The sequence below is a fragment of the Rubripirellula lacrimiformis genome (assembly GCF_007741535.1).
GTDB classification, from domain to species: domain Bacteria; phylum Planctomycetota; class Planctomycetia; order Pirellulales; family Pirellulaceae; genus Rubripirellula; species Rubripirellula lacrimiformis.
This window is the reverse complement of record NZ_CP036525.1, coordinates 4,727,355-4,750,326: the sequence shown is the minus strand read 5'-3', so window position 1 is coordinate 4,750,326 and position 22,972 is coordinate 4,727,355. Positions and strand designations below refer to the sequence as shown.

The following is a 22,972-nucleotide window of genomic DNA, read 5'->3' as shown; positions in this document are numbered from 1 at the left end:
TTGTTGGTTTCGGTTTGGGGCGCGGCCGAGTGATTAGTCGTCGGCCCCGCGAGCCGCCGCCCGCAGCAATGCGGACCGCCGGTCTGTCAGGTGTTGCATCAGTGTTCGTTCACGTTTCATCAGCGAGTCGATCGCGGCGATACGATCTTGCGTCTGTAGGTCAGGCACATCGATGGAAAGTCTGGTCAAATTGCTCTTCGTGATCTGAGGCACTGCCGTGCCCGCCGACACCGAGTCAATTAGGGCCTGGAACCGATCCTGGTTAATCGCCCAAGCCAAATACCCCGGTCGAACCCGCTCGTGATTGGCACGAAGCACCATGAAATATCCAGCCGGCACGATGTTGTCGTGGCTCACTGCATCAAACAGAAACGCATACCGGCGGGCACCGCGAGCCAAGAACACAGCATCGCCAGCCGACAGTGCGTGATTTGGCAAATTCGGAATCTCCATCGGCGTCAATGCTTCCGGATCGAACCGACCATCTTCATCCACATCGCGAATCTGCAGCACCAACGCATTGCCACCGGGTTCCTCCTGAACCCGGCCGCGAAAGTGATAGCCCATCCGGACTTCGGCAATGTCGCTGATCAAGGGCATGTCGCGTCGGCCTCTTCATGCGATTCGCTTTCAGAGGACGTTTCGGGTCGACTGAACGCATCATGGGCATGCTCATAGCAGTCAAAGCACCGTCGCATACGATCGCGAAGTTCCATCCCGCCGCGCGTACCACGATCTGTCCAGTAGTGCCCCTTCATGCACTCAGGTCCTTCGCCAAGAATTTCTAGCCAAAGAGATCCATGATGGATTTCGCTTCTCGTACCCTGCAATTCAATCTCAGGCTCGTTGCGATAGACCACAGCCATCCTGAAAATCTCGTCGGATTCCTTCGTGATTCCGTGCGAGATTGAGTGAGACCGAGACTCCACCGTCATAAGCCGTACCGATAGACTTGCCAGAGTTTGGCGAACGACGACGTAGCCAGTGATTGGGCCGATCTTTTCCCCAGTGGTTGGGTCGGTCCAATCGGAAATCAAGGTGGCTTCCCAGGTTCCCCGGAGATCGGGTCTGTCTACGAACCAGCCTCGGAAAATTGGCCAGGCCCACGCCCACCGATTGAAAACTGCTGCGATCCCACATACGAGACCAACCACAATTCCGAACGGACGGATGAAGGAAAGGGACAACACTGGCTGCCCCTGCAACCAAAGTGCTAGCAGCCATGCGACGATCGTTAGACCTACAAACGCAGATACGTGGGTTCGTGTTAGCATCAATCGAACCCCACGTAATCCCAGGCGTCAGAAATGAAGCGATGGGCCTCGGCTCTGGTCCAGGGCTGCGATGCATTGAAAAGATACTTCAAGTTGCTTACTTCTCCCCAATGCTTACACGATTGATCTGTCCTGGTGTTGTTAAACAGCCAGGCGAGCACGCTGCGCGTCATCGCCCAGTACGAGTCGTTCAAGAAATTCGCATTGGGCGCATTCCAGACGAGACATTCGACCAGGAAGCTCGGCGTGCGTCCCGCCGAGGATATTCCATTCGCAGACATCTCATTACTCAACGACTTGAGAATCCGAACGACACGCTTAAACCGCCGTGATGTAGCCGAGTTCTTCGTCACACCGTTGCTGTAGTGCTGCTCAGGCCAGTTCCGAATCATCGGGGGCCTGAGATCGTCTGGAATCATCTCCACGCCAGATAGGTAATCGTTGACAGTGGTGTAACGTCGGTGCTCGAAAAATGCTGCAACGTCTGCTTCGACTCGATAGGAGGTCTCGGAGACATCGAATGATTTTGAGCCACGGCTTACTGCGGGACGACCGAACTTGGCCACCAGTGCTTCTTCAAGTTCGTTCTTGAACTGGGCGTAGCCGTAGACGGCTGATACGTCTAGGCTCTTCCGGGCCAGCTTCACGTTTTCATCCGGGTACTCCGGAAAGATAGAGTCAAAGCAAAGCACGCCGATATCGACGTCACTGTCTTTGCGGACATTCACCCGATTGCGATACGAGCCTTGGGTAAAAACCCGTATCGTGCGCTGCGAAAGTTTCGGACTATTTTGAATTGCAGACCGAATCATGCTTTCCGCATTTTCTGCTCGCTGCTGTTCTGTCGCAGACGGCGATGCAGCCCAGGAAGCAAACCGATTTTCCCAGTCCGTTTTGGATCGTCGCTGATGGACGCTGGATGACGAAGCTAGTTGATTTTGCATCTTACTTGCCCTCCGCAGCGAAACGCTCGATGTTCTGGATGTAGAGGTGCATCGGGTGATTGCCCGCGCGGCGTTTTAGATCGAGTCGATCCATCGGGCCTCCGAGGGGGCCACCGTAGGTTTGCTCGTCGGCTACGCTCCCGTCGCGATCATTGAGTATTTGCTTCAGTTCCTCGAACTGCTCAGCGGTGAGCGGTTCCGGATCGGGGGGAACTTTGCCGCTTGGCGTCTGTGGTGCAAGCAAGTCGAGGTCAACTTGGGGTGTCGTGCCGTCGCCAATGACACCGTCGATTGGTGGCTTTGCCATCAGCCGAACGCCACCGCTCTGCTTGAGCTTGCCATCCAAAAATTGAATGGCGTTGCCACCGCTGTAGTACGCTGGCAGGACCAGTGGGATACGCGGCGGAAGCGACACGACAACATCGTCTTCGTTGATGACTCGCAAGATTCGCGAACCAAGTTTGCGATTCATTTCCTCCGTGAACGCTCGATCGCCCACGCGAGGTTGGCCGAACGTCACGAGCCCGCCAACGCGGTGGCCACGTGATTCAAGCTGTCGCATCGTCAGAGTTGCAATCGCACCACCAAGGCTGTGCCCAGTAAGCCAAACGTGCTGAGGACGCCCGCGGTGCTCGATCGCGGCAACCACCGATCGCATCATCGCCTCTGATGCTTTGTAGAATCCCTTGTGAACTTCGCCGGTGTCGGTCTTGATCTTGGCGTAGTCCAAATCCGTCCAGACATCTGCGAGTTGAGCGATGTCGGTGCCGCGAAATGCAACAATCAGCACATCACGCTTCGCATCCCATGCGGTAATGAAGTGATGGTTGTCGATTGTGACAAATTCACCGAGAACAAGGTCAAAGAGGCGAAGGCGATTCTGCACTGCTGGAATGCTGTCCTCGTAGGCGAGGAAGCTAAGCTCCGCCATCAACCGAACAACTTTCCAGTCGGGATCTCTGTCAGTCGACTGGAATGGTCGCGTCATGCGCTCCGCTGCATGCTCAGGCAAGGGGAACGCTGAGGCCGCTTGCATTGATTTGCTTACGACACCATCGGGCGGTGGAACGAACTGAGAGAGCGCTGGCGAGGCCAAACTCATCAATATTGCCACCGAAACAACAAAACTCTTCATTAAACTGACTCCTAACTATGCAACCACTCGTGGTCGCGATAACCGAAACACGTCGCGAGCGAAGTTGCCAGCGACGGAGCGGCCGTCCTTGACCGCAGGAATTCGGGAGTCAGAATGGTGTTATCAATAGGTCATCCGGGCTCCCAAGCCCGCATGAACGCAGACGGCTTCGTGTTCAAGCACGGAGCCGTTTTTCATGCGCTCATGACATCCATTAGGGGAAATCTAGTGGATGCCCAGGCCCTGCACAACCCCTCAGCAAAAAGATTGCTGCACACGCACGCGATCGCTGAAATCGGTAATTACCAATAGTTTTTTGCTTTTGCGTTTCTTTGGGCAGTGATTTTTTTCAGTGATGTGTGCCTTTTGTGGTTCATCGTATCGGTTTGAATGAACAGTGAACGTCTGTGTGCACTCCATCTCGGTCAACCAAGTCAAAGGCTGCCTGAAATGATCCTTGCTTTTCTTTCATTCAAAAGACCAGACGTGTCACTACCAGTGGATTCAATGTCCAAGGCACTGGCTTTGCTAGCAAAATTTCGGATTGGGGGATTGTCCGGGTTTGTGGACACGGGATATGATGATTGCAGTGTTTAGTTCACGATAAACATCGAGGGCCGGGGGATCGTGTTTTTGCGGGTTTCCGGGAGAGAAAGTGGTTGATGGAGATTGCCATGCTTTGGATGCATTGGATTTTGGGCAACTTTTCGGCGGGGAGGCCTGCGCGATGAAAAAGGCTCGTGGTGCGAAGTCGTTTGGCGCGGTGCTGCGCGAAAAACGGATGGCGAAGAAGATCACGCTGCGCAAGTTCGCCGAGATGATTGGCGTGTCGGCAACTTATCTGTCGCAGGTCGAACAGGATCACTTCGCGCCGCCGACGGCGGATCGTGTCACGAAGATCGCCGAGTTGTTGGGCGAGGATTCCGACGAATGGATTCGGCTGGCGGATCGCGTGCCGGATGACGTGGATATCATGGTCCGCCAACACCCTAAAGACATGCCCGAGCTGATGCGGTTGGCGACTGGGCTTTCACCAGAACAATTTGAAGTCATCAAAGAACAGATTCGTAAAATGAAAAAGCGGGGGAAATGACGATGGTCGTTGATTTGTTGGCACAGGGAATCGAAGTGCCGCCGCTGTCGTCTCGCCAGATCGCTGCCGAGGCCGACGCGGTGCTGGCGGAGTACGCGAAGCGATTCGGGCCGATCATGAAACCTCCCATCGAAATCGAAGACGTCACGACCTCGGTGTTGCCGCTGACGTTTGGGTTCTCGGATCTACAGAGCCAACTTGGTGGTCGCGTTCATGGTGCGATCTGGTTCTCGCGGCGGCACATTCTGATCGACGACGCACTGAATCCAGATCGCTTTCCGGATCTGCTTGGCCGTTATCACTTCACGCTCGGCCATGAAATCGCACACTGGCAGTTGCACCGGTTCCTGTTTCTGGACGAAGCAGGACACGCGGTGTTGTACGGTGACGATGAAATGCCGGACGTGATTTGTCGCAAGGATCACGCTCGTCCATTGATCGAACGACAAGCCGATGAGTTCGCCGGTTGTTTGCTGATGCCGGAATGGTTGCTCAGGCCGGCGTGGCGAATGCTAACCGGCAGTGACGAGCCGATTTGCGACGGTCGGCTTCGAGAACTTGTGCCGGCGATCGAGCCGATTCGTTTCTTGATCGACGCCGACGGAATCGAGGTCCAGCCGGATCCGATTCGTTTGATGCGTGAGGTGTTTTGCGAATCGCTGGCGGATCAGTTCGCGGTGTCGGACGAGGCGATGCGGATTCAATTGGAGTATCTCGGTTTGTTCGCAGAGTAAATGGCTTTGAGGGTTCGTTCATGCCTCCGGATCGGAGGCATTGGTTTTGGATTCAAGGTTTAGTGTGTAGTGTACGGTACGTTTTCGCGAGAGGGGGAGAAAGACGATGTCATTAGCTGGGTTTAATCCGCGGAGCGTTCTGCGGCAGACTTCCAACGGTTTGCTGGAGGAAATGTTTGCCGGACTGAAGATTCCGATGGACGTGAATTGGTCCGAGGCGATCGAAACGGACGTGGAACCAATCTTTCAGGCTTACCAATCGCTGGACGAGCCGACGAGACAGAAGATCGAGTTGCTACTGCGTGACTTGCATTCGATGGTGACTGAGTCGGGACAACGTTCGATCTTTCAACAAGCTATTCAAATTGGCGAAGATGATTTCCTTGCGGAATTAGAACGGTTCGATAGCCGGTATGACGTCGCGATGCTGACCTATTTGTCGAAGCCGGAGGTTTGGCAAGTGGCCACGCGTTTCGCGGCAGCCGAACGCGTGATTGGCGGGCGATCCTCCCAGCGGCGAATCAACCTTCCGTCCGCGAAACCTCGAACCTCGCCCCAGCACATGAAGTCGTTCTCTGGTGCCTTGTCAGCGTTCTATTCGGCTCATCAGGGTCGCGGCCGGCAATGTGTGGCTGAGTACTTGCTGCGCTGCGAGAACCTGCACTATGTCTTCGCGAGCCTGGACGACTATCGCAAAACGTTCATGAAGCTTATCGACGGCGGCAACGCGTTCAAGCGGGTTTGCGAAACGCACGTGTTTGAAAATGTGTTTGCCTACGACGAAGCGAATCACGTTCTTGACGTGTACGCGCTCGGCGGAAAACCGACGATCGGTCCGCTGCAAAAGATCTTTGCTCGCGAGTTCTTGGGGATCGAATTGCCGCCGGAAGATCCCGATGCCGAGCCATTCTCGTTGGGAGTGTTGTTGGATCCGAAGTTTCGGTTTCCGACCGATCCCGAAGACGCCGTACGCTCGGTCGTGATCGCGGCGGCTCGTGTGTTGATTCTCGGCTCGAAAGAGAAGTTGCACTTCAATCCGAACGTCGACTTCGGACCATCGAGTTTTCAACGCATGATCGAACGATACATCCGGCAAGACAACTTGCCGCGGTCGATCATGCATATCGAGCGTGTCGATCTGCGATTCCTGATGGAAAACGGCCACGAGTTCACCCTGTCAATCACGCGGCCCAACCGTAGCACCATCAAATCGTTGGCGACGCGAGATCGCTTGTTGGCTGAAAAGTATCTTCGTCAGTGGGGGATCGACCTTGCGAGCGATTGTGACGCTGTTTCGGTTGCTTGACCGAGGCGATGAACCGCTGGTGGATTGCGACACGCTTCGTTTGCTAGGTGGCTGCGATCCCGACGAGCTGGTTCGATCCGGCGTGTTGGTGCCGGCCGAACCGTCGATGTCGCTGCACGCAACTTGCGGACAGTGCAGTGTCCACGATGTGGTTCGTGTTTCGCGACTGACTGGAGTTGAGTTTTACGAAGTGTGCCCGTTCGACGGCGCAGACCTGGTGGAAAAGAATCGCTTGCGGCAATGGGCGGTCGATGGTCGTGCGATTGCGGAATTGTTGGCCTCGGCGATGCCGGACGGCGGCCCGGCGGAAACACTGTTGCCGGGTGTGGCGTGGCGAATTGGCGAAGTTCAAGTTGGTGGCGAATCGTTTCCGATTGTTTTGACCACGACCCGGTCAGCATCGCGTCTGGCCGATCGAAGTGGTGCTTCGCGAATGATTTTGATTGGCGATGAGCTTCCCGGCGAGGGTTTCGCGGGAAGACTGAGCATCACTGAGGCTTTTGCGATTTCCTCAAAACAGATCAAGTCGAGACCGGAGCGTTTTGCACAGGTCTTGCCATTGTCGAGTGTTCCGCTGGGCAATGCGTTCTATCGGAAAGGCCAGATGTGGGTGGTGCGGTTCGAGGGCCAGGAGACCTACCTCGAGAACAATGTCGGCCCACTCTACATCGCTCGGTTGTTGGCGACGCCGAACCGAGCGGTGCCGGCGGTCACGCTGTTGGCCAGTCGTATCGGGATCGACGAGCGGCAGCTGATTGGATCGTCGGGCGAATTGACGGATGAAGCGGCAGTGGAAGAGTGCCGCGGTCGGTACCACGAGCTGATGGGCGAGATCGACGAAGCAAAAGCGAACCATGATTTAGGTTGGCTGGAAAAGCTGCAGTCCGAACAGGACCAGTTGGCCCTGCACTTCGCATCGGTATTGGGCAAGGGTGGCAAACCTCGCGAGGTCGGCGACATCAAGAAAGTGAGCCAATCGGTTTCGGTTGGCATCAAGCGAACCCTTAACGTACTCGACACGGAATTGAAACCGCTGGCCGATCATCTGCGAGCGCACCTCAGTCGCGGTGTTTGTCCGATCTATTCACCGCCCGCCGCCATCGACTGGTTGGTGTGAACTATCTGGAAACAAGTTCGCTGCGAAAGAAGCCACAAGAGCTAACGAACAACACTTTAAGCCTTAGGACAACGATGACTCTCAGAAACCGAATCCAACAAGCGTTAAAGCAAGAACGCGGAATCCGGCTATCGGCCGCGGAAGTACAAGGAATCGCTTCGGCCTTGCGCATTGATTTCCCGGTGACGCGACCGAGGATCGCACGGCGGTCCAAGCCGTCATCCACAAAAACGCCAATCGAAGGGCACGTGCGTTGGATGATTCATCAAGACTTGAAGGACGTTTTGGCGATTGATGTCGCGGCAACCTGTTCTCCGTGGTGCAAAGAAGACTATCAAAGTCGTCTGAGTCAACGAAACGTAGTCGCCATGGTGATTGAGTTGCCTCGTGCCGGCCGCCGTAAGCCCGTGGTTGTCGGTTCCATGGTCTATCAACTCCACAAGCAGCACGTCGAGTTGGAACGGATCTTTATTGAACCAGAGTATCAATTGCGTTCATTTGGGCGGCAATTGATTTCCGAGCTGCGATCGAGATTGACCCGAGAACGTCGGACGCGAATCAAAGTCACGGTCGAGGAATCCAATCTTCGCCTCTTGCTGTTTTTTCAAGCGGTCGGGTTTTCTGCGGTTGAATCATCTGGCGGAAGAATTGTCATGGAGCATTGGTGGAACGACGCCCCCAGTCCGTTTCGCGACATTGAAAAGCGTCAGCGATCCCGGTCAACGCGGTCACCGCGTGAGGACCGTGATCAAGAGGGCGACAACCGTATCGGTGTCTAAAAACTTTTCTTAGCGACTCCAAATGTCGCTCGGCGACTTGAGAAGTCGCGGCACGTCTTCGCTGTGAGGACGTGACGAACGAACCTCGCCGGCCGCCTGCGTTTTCTCGTGACATGGCTTGTCGCGACGCAGCTTCTTTGCGGTCTGTGCGAATCGCTTGCATCACGGGATGCCTCCAGCCGGAGACAACCATGAGTGCGAATACTCTAGCGGACGGCAAACGGCTCGGCGAAGAAATTCTCAACGATTTCGCCATGAAGACGGCGCGGATCAAGGCCGAGCAACTCCATCGGCGACCGGAATTCAGCGACTGTGACGCCGAAGACATCGCTCAAGAGTTGCTGATGTATTTGATCCAGAAAGCCGACTGTTTCGACCCGGCGAGATCGAAGGTGAATACGTTCATCAATCGAGTCATCAACTCGGGTGTGCGAGAGCTGTTGCGATCGAGGAAACGCCACAAACGGCATCCGATCGAAGATGGCGTGCAAATGCAATCGTTTGAGACGCCCGTCGACACGGTAGATGAGACTTTCGCGACTCTGGGCGGCGAAATCTGTGACGAGGACCAGGGCCGACGAAACCAGTCGTCTTACAGCGATCCGCTGGACGCGATCGACGAAGCGGACGCTTTGGAGGTCGCGATGCAGACGATGCCCGCGGAATTGCGGCGGGTGTGCGAGTACCTGCGTTGTCATTCGATGAGCAGCACGATGGAAAAGTTTGGCCTGCCGCGTCGGCGTTTCAACACCGTGCGTGCCGAGATCGCCAAGCACTTGAAGAAGTACGGCGTGGCCAATTTCTGAGATTGGCGTACAGGGCGACCAATTCACGGCATAGGTAACCAGGGGCGGCCAACGGGTCGTCGGAACATCAAACCTCCCATCCACCAGGTTAGCGAATGAGTGATTTGGACATCGAACGCCGTGTGGCACTTTCATTGGCGGTCGGCCGTTACTTGCGATCGGCCGACCGCTTCAACGAAGCGTCGAAAGATTTTACCGGGGCGTGCAAGTCGCTCCGCAAGCAACTGGGAACCAACCAACGGTTCGTCGCCCAGATTGATTTCAAGCACTACCTCGTGACCAGCGATCGCGATGGCAATTTCGACATCGAAGCGATCCCAACCCTGTAATTCCAGCCATCCAAACCATTCAACGAAGGAACCATCCCACCCATGACCAACTTACTCGAAACCATCCAGTCCGGCCGGCAATCGAAGCCGCCTCGTGTTTTGCTCTACGGTGTCGAGGGCATCGGCAAGTCAACATTCGGCAGCGAAGCCCCCAAGCCGATCTTCATCCAAACCGAAGACGGCCTCGACGAAATCGAATGCGATCGCTTTCCGCTGGCGACAAAACTCGATGACGTCGTTGCAGCCCTGAAAACGCTCGTCAATGAGAAGCACGATTACGAAAGCGTCGTGATCGACTCGCTCGATTGGCTGGAGCGTCTCGTCTGGGACAAGCTCTGTCAGCAATATGCCGTCGAGTCGATCGAAAAGGTCGATGGCGGGTACGCTCGCGGTTACATGCACGCCCTCTCTCTGTGGCGTGAAGTGCTCGACCTGCTCAATGTGCTGCGTTCGCGTGGCATGGTGACGGTCTTGATCGCCCATTCCAAAGTCGAACGGTTCGAGGATCCCGAATCCTCACCCTACGACCGCTATTCGCCGCGACTGCATAAGCACGCTGCGGCCCTCGTCAAGGAATGGTGCGACGCCGTTTTGTTCGCGACTCGCAAGATGCGAACGCAAAGCGAAGACGGAGGTTTCAACCGCAAACGCACCATCGCTCATGCGATCGGCAAAGACGGTGGCGAACGCGTCGTGCGTGCTTACGGATCGCCCAGTTGCGTTGCCAAGAATCGTTACGGCATCGCTGAAGAATTGCCGCTCTCGTGGGCGGCGTTCGTGGCAGCGATGTCGGCCAACTGAACGACTCAACCAATTCTCTTTCTACAGACTCCAAACCAAGGACCACAGACTTACCATGGCAAATCTCAACGGCTTTGATGCCAACACCGTCGAACCAGCCGACGATCTCGAACCGATCCCTTCCGGCAAGTACGTCGCCGTCATCACCGACAGCGAAATGAAACCCACGAAATCTGGCACGGGCAACTACCTGCAGTTGACGTTTCAGATCGTGGAGGGCGAGTACGCAAACCGTCTTCTCTGGGTGCGTCTCAACCTCGACAACCCCAACGCGACCGCGGTGGAAATCGCCCGGCGGGAGTTGTCTGCGATCTGCCGGTCGGTTGGCGTCTTGGTGCCAACCGACTCGGCGGACTTACACAACTTGCTATGCGTGATTCATGTGCGAGTCAAACGCCGCAACGACACCGGCGAGTTGCAGAACGAAGTGAAGGGCTACTCGAAGAAAGACGCTGTTTCCCAGCCGATCGCCGCGTCGCAAGTGAGCGGCACGGACGACCAGTCCGGGTCCCCGCCTTGGAAGCGTTAACCGTCCGACAGCTTCCAAGAAACGGCACCCAGTCAGCAATGGAATGTTGGCTGGGTGTTTTTATTCGCTCGTTGAACATCGAAGTAAGCCACCATGATCCGACTCACGTTGCCCTATCCGCCTTCGGTCAATCATTACTGGCGACACGTTGGCAATCGCGTGTTGATCAGCAAGGAAGGCAGGAAATATCGAGCGGCCGTCAGCTCGCTTCTGAATCGCAAGAACATCGAAACGCTGACGGGAGACTTGATCGTCGACATCGTCGTCTATCCGCCTGATCGACGCCGGCGAGATGTCGACAATTGCTTGAAGGCGATGTTGGACTCGATGCAGTGGGGCGGCGCGTACGAAGACGATAGCCAGATTGTGCGATTGACGATTGAGAAACGGGAGCCGGCACCGAAAGCGGGCAACGCCGAAGTTGTCATTCAACGCATCCCAGCACCGATCGGGAAAGCCGGCTTTCGTTCATGCTTGCGTTGCGACGAGGCCTTTGTTTCCACCGGGCCTGGCAATCGCATCTGCGAGAGCTGCACTTTCATCAACGATTTGCTGCCACCGGCGATGCCGATCGAGCGAGGTTGCAAACGGCACAACGGGGATTTGATGTGATGAAACTGCGATCCTATCAACAAGCCGCCGTCGATGCGGTCTACGATCATCTGCGAAGCCGCGAGGATAATCCCGTCGCGGTTTTACCGACCGGTGCCGGGAAATCGCTCGTTCTGGCGAAGATCGCGTCTGACGCTGTCCGGCAATGGAATGGTCGCGTATTGATCTTGGCTCACGTTAAAGAGCTACTCGAACAGAACGCCGACAAGGTTCGCCGTCTGTGCCCCGATATCAAGGTCGGTCTGTATTCCGCCGGACTCAAGAAACGCGACACGAACACCCCCGTTCTCGTCGCCGGCATTCAGAGTATCTACAAACGAGCCTGTGACCTTGATCCGTTCGATTTGATCGTCGTCGACGAAGCCCATCTGATTTCAAAGAAGGGCGACGGCATGTATCGGCAGTTCCTGGCCGACTGCAAGGTTATCAATCCGCACGTTCGCGTGATCGGATTGACCGCGACGCCGTTCCGCCTCGATTCCGGCATGATCTGCTCGGCGGACCATTTCCTGAATGAAGTCTGCTACGAGATCGGAATCAAGGAACTAATCCGTGACGGATACCTAAGTCCACTCATTTCCAAAGCCGGCGTGCACCGAGCGGATTTCGGTGGTCTGCATATCCGCGCCGGCGAGTTCGTCAGCGAAGAGGTCGAATCGCTGGTCAACGACGACGCCCTCGTGTCCGCCGCGTGTGCCGAGATCGTCGAACTGACGGCCGACCGCCGGGCAGTGCTGATCTTCGCGTCGTCCGTCGCACACGGGCGGCGTGTCGTTGAAGTGTTGCAGGTAAACCACGGTATCGAGTGCGGTTTCGTGACTGGCGAGACACCAGCTGGCGAACGAGACGAATTGTTGGCCCGCTTTCGTGGCGATGCTCCAACTTCGCTACTCGGCACAGAACCGCTGCGTTTCCTCTGCAACGTGAATGTCCTCACCACCGGGTTCGACGCACCACGAGTCGATTGCGTCGTGATGCTGCGTCCCACGATGTCGCCCGGATTGCTTTATCAATGCGTCGGCCGCGGCTTTCGTTTGCATCCCGACAAGGAAAACTGCCTCGTCCTCGACTTTGGCGGCAACATCGAACGCCACGGACCGATCGACCAGATCAAGCCGAAGGACAAAGCCAAGCGTCCGGATCAAGGCCCACCAGCGAAAGAGTGTGAGAAGTGCCATGCACTCGTTGCATGTGGTTATGCCAATTGTCCCGAGTGCGGTCATCCGTTTCCGCCACCCGAGCGCGAAGCCCACGACGCCGAGGCTAGCGAAGCCGGCGTGTTGTCTGGCGAAGTGACCGACACCGAGTACGACGTCCAAGACATCATCTATCGTATCCATCGCAAACGTGACGCGGACGAAGACGCGCCAAGATGCTTACGCGTCGACTACATGATCGGCCTCGAACGTTGGCAAAGCGAGTTCATCTGCATCGAGCACTCCGGCTACGCGAGACGAAAAGCTGAAGCATGGTGGAGTGAGCGCTGCCTTGATCCCTGCCCATCGAACGCGGAAGAAGCGGTTGATATTGCCGGCTCGGGGCTTCTCGCGGCGACCGAAACACTCTCGGTCCGCTCAATCTCAGGCCAGAAATACGACCGCATCATCAAGCAGACCCTTGGTGAGATTCCGAACGCGGCATTGGAAGAGGCACCCTTTTGATGGCCGATGTGCGGGAGCAAGTTGGGATCTATCGCCAACGAGGCTGGTACTGCGTGCCGCTGCGCCCTCGGTCAAAGTCGCCGTCGCGCCGTGACTGGACCAATTTGCGATTGAAGCCCGAAGCGCTTCCCGAGAACAGCAATATCGGCATCATTCTAGGCGAACCGTCCGGTTGGATCGTTGATGTTGACCTAGATTGTCCCGAAGCAATCGAACTGGCCGATCAATATCTGCCACCAACGGTGGCAGTAACTGGCCGGCCGTCGGCACCCCGTTCGCATCGTTGGTACATCGCGGCTGGCGCGACGACCGAGAAACACGCCGATCCAAATAACGGTTCGATGATTGTCGAGCTGCGATCCACCGGAACTCAAACCGTCGTCGGCCCCAGCATCCATCCCGAAGGCGAACCGTACGATGTCCTCGACACTGAACCCGCAACCGTTCCTGCACCAATGTTGGCTGCGTGCGTGAAAGCACTGGCTGACGCGGTGATCGTCAAACGTGGTGTGCCGGTATCAATCAAGCAGCCGACCTCATCGACGCGGCCTGCGTCGGATGGTGATGTCGAGGCCCGAGCCATTGCCTACTTGAACGCCATGCCGCCAGCGATTGCGGGCAGCAGCGGTCACTCGCAAACGTTCGCCGCCGCGACAGCGCTGGTTCACGGTTTTGGCATCGAACCGGATCGTGCCCTGGCGATTCTCGCTGCGGACTACAACCCACGATGTTTGCCGCCTTGGTCCGATCGCGAACTCCAGCACAAAATCAACCAGGCCGCCATCAAATCTCACGACCGGCCGTTTGGTTGGCTCCGCGATGACGGTCCGATCGAAACGGCAAGCGACGTCGATCTGTCTGGTTTCATGACGATGACAAAGGTGGCCGTTTCCGAAGAGGATAAACCGCCGTCCAAATTCACAGGCATGGCGGATCCTGGAATGTTGCCCGAGCGGTTGTTTGAAGTTCCCGGATTCGTTCGCCGCGTCATGGACTTTTCGCTCGCCAACGCACCCTACCCGAATATCGGTCTCGCGTTCTGTGGCGCGATGGCACTGCAATCGTTCCTGGCCGGTCGCAAAGTCGCGACGGCCGGTGATCTTCGCACCAACCTCTACTTGCTCGCTCTTGCCGGCAGCGGAACGGGCAAAGAATTTCCTCGAAAGGTCAATTCGCAAGTCCTCTTCCAGATTGGCGAGGCGAATTCGATCGGTGACAAGTTCGCGTCGGGCGAAGGCATCCAAGACGCCCTCGTTCGCAGCGGACGCATGTTGTTTCAGAATGATGAGATGGACGGCGTTCTGCGGCAGATCAATCTCGACCGCGAAAACAGCCGCGAGTCGATTCCGAACATTCTGCTGACGCTCTACACTTCCGCTGGCGATGTCTATCCGATCCGCGTGAAAGCGAACCAGAAAGAGGCACAGCATGTCGATCAGCCGCATCTGACGTTGTTCGGCACCGCGACGCCTCAATACTTCTACGAGTCGCTATCGAAGCGAATGTTGACCAACGGGTTCTTTGCCCGGCTGAATATCATCGACGTCGGCAAGCGTGGTAAAGGGCAAACGCCCGGATCGGCGCGAGACGTTCCCGAGGAGGTTTTGGAGATCGCGAAGTGGTGGGCGGACTTCGAGCCGGGCAGCGGCAACTTCATGAAGTTCCATCCCAAACCGCTGCGTGTCGCATTCACTCCGGAAGCCGAAGCCGCGATCACGCATTTGCGTGAACAAACCGAGGTGGAATACGACAAGGCCGATGACGCCGGTGACGAGGTCGCTCGTGCCGCATGGAGTCGGACGTGCGAGCATGCCAAGAAACTGGCGTTGATCTACGCGGTCAGCGAAGACCATCTTCAGCCCATGATCGCGATTGATGCCGTGCGTTGGGCCAGCGAGTTCTCGTTGCATCAAACGCGCCGGCAGCTCTACCTCGCATCGGTTCACGTCGCCGAGAATCCGTTTCACGCCGAGTGCTTGAAATTCAAGAAACGTCTCGCCGACCGACCCAACCACACCATGGCTCGTCGTGAAATGATGCGTTCGATGACGTTGAAGGCGAGCGACTTCGATCAAATCGTTCAAACGCTGATGCAGCAAGAAGACATCGAGCCGGTCACGATCGAAACGCGAACCAAACCGGCGTCGGGCTATCGACTCACCACGGTGCCCGACCTGCCAAAGAAATCCGTCAATGAATCCGTCAGTGATGTTGCCGACGATTCTGACGTGTTGGCGACCCAAACGACCGATTCAGGCTTGGAATGACCGAATCTGTCAGCAAACGTCAGAGGGTCAAACTGACGGATTCGCTGACGGTTTTGGTGCGTGAAAAGCTCGTCATATACGAAGAAAAACACTCTCTCTCCTAATTCGTCAGTGTGTCAGTCCCACTCGCCCGCGATACACGTTTGCACGCATGAGGGGGCTGTCTGACGGATTCATTCATGACGTTTCTCTTTTTTCCCTCTTTGGAGCTTTGCTTGTGGACCAATGTTCGCGTTGTCGTTTCTTTCGTCCCGTTCATTCCGCTTTTCAAGAGTCGGCTGGTGGTGAGTGTCGCCGTCATCCGCCGGCTACACCGAAAAATTCTCAACGTCGGGCACGCCCGGACATCGCCATCTTCCCAGCGGTGATGGAAACGGATTGGTGTGGCGAGTTCGTCCCGCGCCGCGACACGTCGGCCCACCGCCGCAACATCGAAGCCAATGCCGCCTTCGATGCGGCAGCCCGCGAGGACGCGACCGACGCCGCCGCGTGCGGCCTGACCCGAGACGTTTAGGTACTCCCGGCCGGCTCGTTCTCTGGTCAGGGCCACGGGAACAGCAGCCTTATCCAGTACAGTTGGTTTCGAGTGTCCGAATAGATTTGAGGCCGTAAAACAAATGAAAAATCTCTGGCAACGTCAGGCCGGCAATCTCTGTAGCCGACTGAACGCAGACCATCGAAATCACGTTCTCCTTGATGATCCGTGGAGCTATCGCGCCCACATCATTGTTCAGAGTTGGCGAATCATCGCCAGCCAAGGAAGACTCAACCCCAATCTCGGAAAGAAAACAGAGGTAACAACATGGAAGCAAGCTGCCGAACGAATGAGAAGCCGGATCAACAGTCGCCGGCAATCTCGGTTGCTCGACAAAACGACGTGGAACTATTGGGCCAACCACTTGCCGCAGTTCAACCTGCGGTACGTGCCGAAGCGAAACCGCAAGGCGGAAAACCAACCGGCAAGATCAACGTGAAGAACGTGATGCAACTTTTGGAACACCAGGGTTACCAATGTACTTTGACCGGGCGATCGCTTACTCCCGAAGTCGCGTCGCTCGACCACATCGTTCCCGTCCGAGACGGCGGCGAACACGTCATCGAGAACACGCAAGTGCTTCACCGCGACATCAATCGTGCAAAGTCGATTTTGTCAAACGAAGACTTTATCCAAATGTGCCGTGAAGTTACCGCGTTCGCCGAATAACCGTAAACGTCCGTCCGAACGCATCGGATCCCAAACCAACCACCCAGCAAACCAACGACCGACCCACCCCTTCCCGTTTCATTCTCTCGCCTTGGAAGGGCAAATATGCAGGTCGAAACGTGGTCGCTTGATCGAATCAAGCCTTACGAGAACAACCCTCGCATTAATGACGACGCCGTCGATGCCGTCATCCTCTCGATCAACGAGTTCGGGTTTCGCCAGCCGATCGTGGTCGATACCGACGGTGTCATCATCGTCGGCCATACACGGTTCAAGGCCGCCAAGAAACTCGGGCTCGCCGAAGTCCCCGTTCACATCGCGACGGATCTCGAACCCGAAGCGGTGAAGGCGTACCGGATCGCCGATAACCGAACGGGCGAGAACGCGCAGTGGGACTACGACCTGTTGCCCTTGGAAATCAGCGGACTACAAGAATCAGGTTTCGATGTTGAATTGCTCGGCTTCGATGGTGATGAACTCGCCAAGCTGCTCGATCCCGGTGTCACGCAGGGATTGACGGATCCAGACGACATCCCCGAACCGCCAGACGAAGCTATCACGCAGCTAGGTGATCTCTGGATTCTTGGCGACCATCGACTGATGTGTGGTGACTCGACCAGCGTCGAAGACCTCGATCGGTTGCTCGCTGGTGCAAAGATCCACCTTTGCAATACCGATCCACCGTACAACGTGAAAGTGGAACCGCGAAGCAAAAACGCGATCGCGGCCGGCAATTCGTCGTTCGAGGCCGGCAAGGGCAAGACGAAAGAAGGCCCGAAGAAGATGAGGGCCAAAGATCGACCGCTCGCCAACGACTTCGTCTCGGACGAAGAGTTTGACCGTTTGTTGAAAGCGTGGTTTGGCAACATCACTCGCGTGCTCGAACCCGGCCGTTGCTTTTACATCTGGGGTGGCTTCTCCAACATCGCCAACTACCCACCGGTCCTCGCCGCGGCCGGTTTGTATTTTTCGCAGGCCATCATCTGGGACAAACAACACCCCGTGATGACCAGAAAAGATTTCATGGGGGCACATGAATGGGCGTTCTACGGCTGGAAAGAAGGTGCCGGCCACAAGTACTTCGGCCCGAACAACGCGACTGACCTGTGGCACGTTAAGAAAATCGCGCCGCAGAAACTTGAACACCTCACCGGCAAGCCCGCCGAACTCGCGGTTTTGGCGATGCAATACTCGTCACGGAAAGGCGAGAACGTGCTCGACTTGTTCGGCGGCAGCGGATCGACCTTGATCGGCGCGGAGCAGACCGGGCGCAAGGCGTTCTTGATGGAACTCGACCCGCCGTACTGCGACGTGATCGTTGATCGTTACCAACGCTTCACCGGCAAGAAAGCAATCCTCGAACGAACCGGCGAATCGCCGATCCCAGTTGGAGCACGCGAGGAGAACATGCGGTGACTAGAGTTCCTTGTAGGACCAAGCTCCGTCGTCAAAGACATAGACGAACCGAGCGCCGCAGTTCCTTGCGAAATCAATCAGGGAGTCGTTCGTCGGCAACTTGGCCGGCGGATCGCCGTCTGAGAATCGTTCGGCCTCGCCGGTCTCGCGGTTCAGGCATCGAAGGTCGCCATAGGAGACGAGTTCCTCGGCGGCGGTTTGAGTTTGGTAGCTTTGCATCAGTATTTCTCCGGTGTGTTCGGGGTAACCGTCGTAGTGAAGGTAGACCGCTGCATACGTTCGGTCGGGGCGGCGGACGGCGATCGTCGCTCGTGTGGACATGGTGGTTGCTCCTTAGTTCGTTTGGTCGGCCGGCAGTCGCTCGACGACGTCCGGCGGAATGGAAAGCATCAGCGACCGGCCGTTGTCCCAGTCGACGTCGACTTGCGTCCAATCGCTTTGTGGATAGACGCCGGCCACCGTTCCGGTGGTGCCGGCGGGAATCGGATCGGGGTCGTCGGTCATCGAAAGCAACCGCACGCGATCGCCCGCCTTGAGATTCGTTTTCATCGTTTTGTTTCCTAGTTGCGAGCGTTGTTGGTTTCGTCGACCAGCGCGGCGACTTCCGAAAGCTGAGCGTTGACCAAGTTCAACGCTCGCACGTGCGTCCATCGCAATGCCTTGTTATTCGGACGAATCATTCGGTCGAGTTGCAACTCGATGTGTTGCAGCAGGTCGCGGGCAATCTGGTGAGCGTTCTCGTAGGCCGGTGCGGGTTGGATCGGCTGAGCGTTAAGCGTTTGAACCTTATTCATTGCTGGTCTCCTTTCTCGTTGAGATAGATTTCGGTGCCGTTCTCGAGTTCAACCTTGGCCGCGCCGGCGCGTTTCGCATCGGCGACGATCGTTTGCACAGGTAGTAGCTCTTCGACTTCGATTCGCCGGCCATCGGCGAATACAACAGCCGATCGCATTCGCTGCGGTTGCATCTTCGTCATTTCGTTTCTCCGTTCGCGTTGTTTGAAAACCGTTCGTACAACCACACATGAGCCATGGGTTTGCCGACACATCAAGCGAAGTCCGCGAAACATTCCAAAACTTCTGAATGTTTTTCGCCGGAATGCAGTTGCCCGCGACGTTGCCGAGTGTCGCGTTGTTCGGGTGCGCCGCGTGGTTACGCCACTCACGACGAAACGCCCGCACGCTACAAACGTCGGGCGTTGTCGGCGCAGTTCGGCCTAGAAGCCGAGCGGCACCAAAACGTGGGCGTTCTTGCCCGTGACCGCGAACTCTTCGCCGGCCGTCGTCCTTGCAAAGATCGCGTCTCCACGGCGGACCACATATTCCACCACGCCGACTTCAAACTTGTCGCCGGCGATCGACCGCAGTTCGTAACCCATGTCGGGATCCGGCGGTGCGGTTTCTCCTTCGGCCAAGTCGGTGACCTGGCGGACGTTGCAAATGAACTTCATCGCTACGCCCTACGCTCTCGCCGTGAACCGGCCGCGATCCGTTTTGACGAAGCGACTTTCATCGCCGCGCTTCATGTCGCGCAGGATCGCCGAGTAAAGCGTTGCGTGCGGCGTCTTGCCGCCAGGGCTTTCCCACAAACCAGCGTCGGTCATCGCGGCGATCATCTCTTGCGCGTTCATCGGTTCGGCGCTGTCGGTCAGGACCTTCAACGCCGCTTTCACGCACGAGAGCTTCTTTTCGCTGGCGATGGATTCATCCGTCTTTTTCGCGACTCGTTTCCTGACCCGCGTTTCCGTTGCCGGCGTCTCAGTGGCTCGCGCCGAACCCTTCAACCGGCCGGCGGTCTTGATTCGCACTTTCTTTCCCGTCGAAAGATTGGTCGCGTCCCATCCTCCACTTCGGTTCTCCGCGTCAATACGCACGGTCACCTTCTTGTTGGTGACCGTTGCGAAGTATTCGCCGCCGATCTTTACGTCTGCCTTCTTCATCGTTCGTTCTCCGTTTGGGTTTCGTTCGTGGTTGGCTGCCATCGTCAGGCCGCGGGGACCACCCGCGACAACGCCCGTTTACGTTTCGGCTTCCATCCTTGCGAGTCGCGCCGCGGTTCCGTCCGCGGCAGTTGTTGTGCGGCCGGCGGGTTAAACAGCCCCGCCGAGAAGGCTCTTGTTGAGCCGGTCGAGCATCTCGCAAAAGATGTAGTGCTCTTCCAAAAGCGGGCCGTCCGGTCCCAGGTCCGCGTCGGCTTTTTCAAGGGCGTCGACCAAGGGGCGAAGCTCGTCGGCGATCTTGTAGTACGACTGGCGAATTTCCTGATACGTTTCGGGGTCGAGCTTTCGCATCTCTGTGCGAAGGGCGGCAACTTTCGCTTTTTTCGTTTCGTTCATGGCCATGGTTTTGTCTCTCGTGAAAAGGGTTGTGAAATCGTTTTGCCGTTTGGCGTTAACACACATGAGCCATGCATCTGGAAACAGCTCAAGCGAAGTCCGGCAGTAATTCGCAGTCTTTTGCGATGTTTTCAAAAGACTGCGATAACCGGCGAAAGCCGCGTCCTATCAGCGGGACATTTCGTCGCGAACTTTCGCGTTCAGTTCCATCAATCCGTCGTAGAACCGTTGCAGCGCGGGATAGACATGATTCGTATCTTCGGGCGGGTAGATTCCTTCGGGCTCAAAGTCGTTGACGTAGTCGGTCAGTTCGGAAAGCATCTCGAGCGTTGCCGCCTTCAAGCAGCAATTCGCGGCTTGTTGTTGCCGTGCGGCGTATCGTTTTTGCATGACTTCGAGCCGGGTGAATCGAGGGCGGCGGCCGTTGGTTTCGCGGATGGTCTGCATGTTTGTGTCTCCGGTTTCGGAAGGGATGAAATTCGTTTCGTAGACACACATGAGCCATGGGTTTCGAGTCACCTCAAGCGAAGTTCGGCAGTAATTCGCAGTCTTTCTCGATGTTTTCCAACTTTGCCGACGTTCGCGTTTGTGGGCCGTAAAGAGATGTCGGCATGGTTCGCCGCTTGTTGGCAACAGCGCGCGACACGGGCCAACGTCGGCGGCACTTCAACGAGAAACGGCCACGCTGGCGAGCGCGGCCGAAAGGTTGCAAGCAGGAAACTATTCACCGGCGGGAGCAACGAAATCTTTCAATTCCTTGAGCCGTTCGGAAAGGTGTTGAAGCGAACCGACGTGTTCCCAATTGATGGGATGGTCGGCATCGGGGGCCGGCATGTCTTCGACGATTTGGTGAAGGTCTTCGAGCAAGGTCAAAGCCCGGACATGCGCGGTGGTGTAAGTGTCTTCGACTCGAGCGGTGTTCTTTGCCATGGTTGGGTCTCCGTAGTTGGAAAGGGGAAATGCGTTTGCGTTGACACACATGAGCCATGTGGTTTCCGACACAGCAAGCGGAGTTCGGGAAAGTTTTTGAATGTTTCCCGAACTCGCTCTCGCCTGCCGCGTTCAGCAATCGCGGCACGTTTCCCAGGCCCGCTTGCTGCCGTAGCAGATCTGGCCTCCTTCGACGATGTAGACGATCGCATCTTCGGCGACGTCTTGGTCATCGAAGTACTCGCTGGGGTCGTCTTCGCTCGCTTCGTTCATCTCCGCGCCGCTGGTGATGCCGGCAATGCGGTTTTCAAAGGGCCAGTTCTCTTGCGTCATCAAACGCACTTCGGCGTCCGGCCCGTGCTGTTCGCGGTACTCTTCGAGCAATCCGATCAGTTGGTCGATGGTCATGTTTGTGTCTCCGTTGGGGTGAATGAAAAACCGTTTCGCATGACCACACATGAGCCATGCGTTTCAAAACACATCAAGCGAATCCAGCCAGTAATTTGCAGTCTTTTTGAATGTTTCTCGATCTCGCCGACGTGGCCCGAAACTGCGGCGTGTGTCGCGATGCAAAACAGTGGCCCGCTATTAGTCACATACGCCGTTGACGCGACACGATGTACACGTGCCCCCGCAAAACCAAAGAAACGCCGCGAGGTACGTCGCGGCGTTGGAGGGGCGGAAGGTCGTCAGCCGTTAGACCGCTTGGTCGTATTTGCGGGCCAACTCAAGAAGCTTCTTTTTGACCGGTTTCCAGTCGCAGGTTTGTTCGCCGACCGAAAGTTCGCCGAAGCGTTTGTTGCGAAGCTCGCCCTTGTACCAACCCTTGGTCCAACCAAGGCGGTAGAAGAGCCGGTTGAGTTCCGTTTCGCCGTGGCCGGCATCTGGTCGGTCCCAGCAACTCTTGGTGCCAGGCTTCTTGGCGTAGTCCCATCCGCTGCAGCGTTTTGTATTGAGGGCGAGTTCTTCCAAGCCCAAAATCATCTGGATGTATCCGATCAGTTTGGTTTTGTTGAGCGTTCCGGCGAAGGCCCGAATCTCGATTCGGTTTCGGCCGGCGGCCAAGTGCGTCAGGTTCAAAAGGTGGTAGCGGTCTCGTTCGCAGCGGGTCTTCGCGGCGTCTTTGTTGCCGTACGTTTTGATTTGTTTCGCCCAGTGGGTTCGTTCGCGGCGTTTGGTGCCGGTCGAAGCGTAGATGGCTCGTTCGTGGTTCGCGATCAGCGAAATCAGTCGGGCCAAGGCCGCGGCGTCGCCGTTCCAGGAAACCGTTACGTGCAGGCCGCAAGATTCGTTGACCCGCGCGCCGCGTTCTTTGATCGCGTCCACCGCGGTCTCTACGTTGGCGAGCCCTTCGTAGCCGCGGAGGACCGGCGATACGAACTCGCATGGCTTGCGTCCGGCCGGCGTGCGGATGCTGCCGTCGCGTTCCGCCTTCCAACCCGCGGGCAACCAGGCGACCGGCAACCCGTTGTGGTATCCGCCGATCGGCGTGCGGTCGGTGCCGGGCATGTGAGTTTCGATTTCGATACCGAAGGCGATGTCGTTGGCGTTCATTCGTGTGTCTCCAAAAGGCGTGTAATTCGTTTCGTTGACACAGATGAGCCATGCGTTTCGAGACACCTCAAGCGAAGTTCGGAAGTAATGTTTCAGTAATTCCCAGGTTTCTTTTCACCCGCACACGCCGCCACTTTTGGCCCAAC

General features: G+C 56.6%; 30 protein-coding genes and 1 other RNA gene. 15 read left to right on the top strand and 16 right to left on the bottom strand.

The window, feature by feature from the left end:
• Positions 1-33: 33 nt before the first annotated feature.
• Genes K227x_RS16770 through K227x_RS16755 form a run of 4 tightly spaced genes read right to left on the bottom strand, consistent with a single transcriptional unit; the run spans position 34 to position 3,206 of the window.
• Positions 34-600, bottom strand: a complete 567-nt coding sequence (locus tag K227x_RS16770; protein ID WP_145171233.1) for a restriction endonuclease subunit S — start codon at positions 598-600, stop codon at positions 34-36.
• A complete protein-coding gene (locus tag K227x_RS31610; protein ID WP_218933312.1) occupies positions 591-1,274 on the bottom strand; it encodes a Cap15 family cyclic dinucleotide receptor domain-containing protein in 684 nt (227 codons plus the stop codon). Before K227x_RS31610 ends, K227x_RS16770 begins: the two co-directional genes overlap by 10 nt.
• Positions 1,274-2,218: a nucleotidyltransferase domain-containing protein gene (locus tag K227x_RS16760; RefSeq protein ID WP_145171231.1), complete on the bottom strand. Its 945-nt coding sequence runs from the start codon at positions 2,216-2,218 to the stop codon at positions 1,274-1,276. The genes K227x_RS31610 and K227x_RS16760 overlap by 1 nt, the downstream gene beginning before the upstream one ends.
• A gap of 1 nt (position 2,219) precedes the next feature.
• Positions 2,220-3,206, bottom strand: coding sequence for a lipase family protein (locus K227x_RS16755; RefSeq protein ID WP_218933311.1), 987 nt, complete (start codon positions 3,204-3,206; stop codon positions 2,220-2,222).
• 874 nt (positions 3,207-4,080) lie between these two features.
• On the opposite strand from K227x_RS16755, the gene K227x_RS16750 reads away from it, so the two are divergent.
• The 15 genes from K227x_RS16750 (at position 4,081) to K227x_RS16680 (ending at position 18,007) form a co-directional block, all read left to right on the top strand.
• On the top strand, positions 4,081-4,446 hold the full coding sequence (locus K227x_RS16750; RefSeq protein WP_145171227.1) for a helix-turn-helix domain-containing protein: 366 nt from the start codon (positions 4,081-4,083) through the stop codon (positions 4,444-4,446).
• Positions 4,443-5,180 (top strand): ImmA/IrrE family metallo-endopeptidase, encoded by a 738-nt coding sequence (locus K227x_RS16745; RefSeq protein WP_145171225.1) that lies wholly within the window; start codon positions 4,443-4,445, stop codon positions 5,178-5,180. Before K227x_RS16750 ends, K227x_RS16745 begins: the two co-directional genes overlap by 4 nt.
• A gap of 106 nt (positions 5,181-5,286) precedes the next feature.
• Positions 5,287-6,486 carry a hypothetical protein gene (locus tag K227x_RS16740; RefSeq protein WP_145171223.1) on the top strand — a complete coding sequence of 400 codons (1,200 nt, stop codon included), beginning with the start codon at positions 5,287-5,289 and terminating at the stop codon, positions 6,484-6,486.
• Positions 6,452-7,603 carry a hypothetical protein gene (locus K227x_RS16735; protein ID WP_145171221.1) on the top strand — a complete coding sequence of 384 codons (1,152 nt, stop codon included), beginning with the start codon at positions 6,452-6,454 and terminating at the stop codon, positions 7,601-7,603. Before K227x_RS16740 ends, K227x_RS16735 begins: the two co-directional genes overlap by 35 nt.
• Positions 7,604-7,677: 74 nt before the next feature.
• Positions 7,678-8,382, top strand: coding sequence for a GNAT family N-acetyltransferase (locus K227x_RS16730; RefSeq protein ID WP_145171219.1), 705 nt, complete (start codon positions 7,678-7,680; stop codon positions 8,380-8,382).
• Positions 8,383-8,573: 191 nt separating this feature from the next.
• Positions 8,574-9,188 (top strand): sigma factor, encoded by a 615-nt coding sequence (locus K227x_RS16725; protein WP_218933310.1) that lies wholly within the window; start codon positions 8,574-8,576, stop codon positions 9,186-9,188.
• Between the two features lie 95 nt (positions 9,189-9,283).
• Positions 9,284-9,517: a hypothetical protein gene (locus tag K227x_RS16720; RefSeq protein ID WP_145171215.1), complete on the top strand. Its 234-nt coding sequence runs from the start codon at positions 9,284-9,286 to the stop codon at positions 9,515-9,517.
• Between the two features lie 42 nt (positions 9,518-9,559).
• Complete coding sequence (locus tag K227x_RS16715; RefSeq protein ID WP_145171213.1) at positions 9,560-10,318, top strand: ATP-binding protein; 759 nt, start codon at positions 9,560-9,562, stop codon at positions 10,316-10,318.
• Positions 10,319-10,373: 55 nt separating this feature from the next.
• Complete coding sequence (locus tag K227x_RS16710; RefSeq protein ID WP_145171211.1) at positions 10,374-10,847, top strand: DUF669 domain-containing protein; 474 nt, start codon at positions 10,374-10,376, stop codon at positions 10,845-10,847.
• 93 nt (positions 10,848-10,940) lie between these two features.
• The gene (locus K227x_RS16705; protein WP_145171209.1) at positions 10,941-11,459 is read left to right on the top strand and encodes a RusA family crossover junction endodeoxyribonuclease; all 519 of its coding nucleotides are present in this window, start codon (positions 10,941-10,943) and stop codon (positions 11,457-11,459) included.
• Positions 11,459-13,120, top strand: a complete 1,662-nt coding sequence (locus K227x_RS16700; protein ID WP_218933309.1) for a DEAD/DEAH box helicase — start codon at positions 11,459-11,461, stop codon at positions 13,118-13,120. Before K227x_RS16705 ends, K227x_RS16700 begins: the two co-directional genes overlap by 1 nt.
• Positions 13,120-15,387 carry a bifunctional DNA primase/polymerase gene (locus tag K227x_RS16695; protein WP_145171205.1) on the top strand — a complete coding sequence of 756 codons (2,268 nt, stop codon included), beginning with the start codon at positions 13,120-13,122 and terminating at the stop codon, positions 15,385-15,387. Before K227x_RS16700 ends, K227x_RS16695 begins: the two co-directional genes overlap by 1 nt.
• Positions 15,388-15,604: 217 nt before the next feature.
• On the top strand, positions 15,605-15,901 hold the full coding sequence (locus K227x_RS16690; protein ID WP_145171203.1) for a hypothetical protein: 297 nt from the start codon (positions 15,605-15,607) through the stop codon (positions 15,899-15,901).
• A gap of 288 nt (positions 15,902-16,189) precedes the next feature.
• Positions 16,190-16,591 (top strand): HNH endonuclease, encoded by a 402-nt coding sequence (locus K227x_RS16685; protein ID WP_145171201.1) that lies wholly within the window; start codon positions 16,190-16,192, stop codon positions 16,589-16,591.
• A 105-nt stretch (positions 16,592-16,696) separates the two neighbouring features.
• Positions 16,697-18,007, top strand: coding sequence for a DNA modification methylase (locus K227x_RS16680; RefSeq protein WP_145171199.1), 1,311 nt, complete (start codon positions 16,697-16,699; stop codon positions 18,005-18,007).
• Here the strand turns inward: K227x_RS16680 and K227x_RS16675 are convergent, their stop codons facing one another.
• From K227x_RS16675 to K227x_RS16620, 12 genes are all read right to left on the bottom strand, one after another.
• On the bottom strand, positions 18,008-18,328 hold the full coding sequence (locus tag K227x_RS16675; RefSeq protein WP_145171197.1) for a hypothetical protein: 321 nt from the start codon (positions 18,326-18,328) through the stop codon (positions 18,008-18,010).
• Positions 18,329-18,340: 12 nt separating this feature from the next.
• Positions 18,341-18,556, bottom strand: a complete 216-nt coding sequence (locus K227x_RS16670; protein WP_145171195.1) for a DUF4314 domain-containing protein — start codon at positions 18,554-18,556, stop codon at positions 18,341-18,343.
• An 11-nt stretch (positions 18,557-18,567) separates the two neighbouring features.
• A complete protein-coding gene (locus K227x_RS16665; protein WP_145171193.1) occupies positions 18,568-18,801 on the bottom strand; it encodes a hypothetical protein in 234 nt (77 codons plus the stop codon).
• Positions 18,798-18,983 (bottom strand): hypothetical protein, encoded by a 186-nt coding sequence (locus tag K227x_RS16660; RefSeq protein ID WP_145171191.1) that lies wholly within the window; start codon positions 18,981-18,983, stop codon positions 18,798-18,800. Before K227x_RS16660 ends, K227x_RS16665 begins: the two co-directional genes overlap by 4 nt.
• 240 nt (positions 18,984-19,223) lie before the next feature.
• Positions 19,224-19,457 (bottom strand): hypothetical protein, encoded by a 234-nt coding sequence (locus K227x_RS16655; protein ID WP_145171189.1) that lies wholly within the window; start codon positions 19,455-19,457, stop codon positions 19,224-19,226.
• Positions 19,458-19,466: 9 nt separating this feature from the next.
• Positions 19,467-19,946, bottom strand: coding sequence for a winged helix-turn-helix domain-containing protein (locus K227x_RS16650; RefSeq protein ID WP_218933308.1), 480 nt, complete (start codon positions 19,944-19,946; stop codon positions 19,467-19,469).
• 29 nt (positions 19,947-19,975) lie between these two features.
• Positions 19,976-20,037: hammerhead ribozyme type II (locus K227x_RS16645), an RNA gene on the bottom strand.
• A gap of 59 nt (positions 20,038-20,096) precedes the next feature.
• Positions 20,097-20,348 carry a hypothetical protein gene (locus tag K227x_RS16640; protein WP_218933307.1) on the bottom strand — a complete coding sequence of 84 codons (252 nt, stop codon included), beginning with the start codon at positions 20,346-20,348 and terminating at the stop codon, positions 20,097-20,099.
• A 162-nt stretch (positions 20,349-20,510) separates the two neighbouring features.
• Positions 20,511-20,789: a hypothetical protein gene (locus tag K227x_RS16635; protein ID WP_145171183.1), complete on the bottom strand. Its 279-nt coding sequence runs from the start codon at positions 20,787-20,789 to the stop codon at positions 20,511-20,513.
• A 273-nt stretch (positions 20,790-21,062) separates the two neighbouring features.
• On the bottom strand, positions 21,063-21,272 hold the full coding sequence (locus tag K227x_RS16630; protein ID WP_145171181.1) for a hypothetical protein: 210 nt from the start codon (positions 21,270-21,272) through the stop codon (positions 21,063-21,065).
• A 132-nt stretch (positions 21,273-21,404) separates the two neighbouring features.
• Positions 21,405-21,680: a hypothetical protein gene (locus K227x_RS16625; RefSeq protein WP_145171179.1), complete on the bottom strand. Its 276-nt coding sequence runs from the start codon at positions 21,678-21,680 to the stop codon at positions 21,405-21,407.
• Positions 21,681-21,968: 288 nt separating this feature from the next.
• Entirely contained in the window at positions 21,969-22,826 is an 858-nt protein-coding gene (locus tag K227x_RS16620) for an amidoligase family protein (RefSeq protein ID WP_145171177.1), read from the bottom strand.
• Positions 22,827-22,972: the final 146 nt, after the last annotated feature.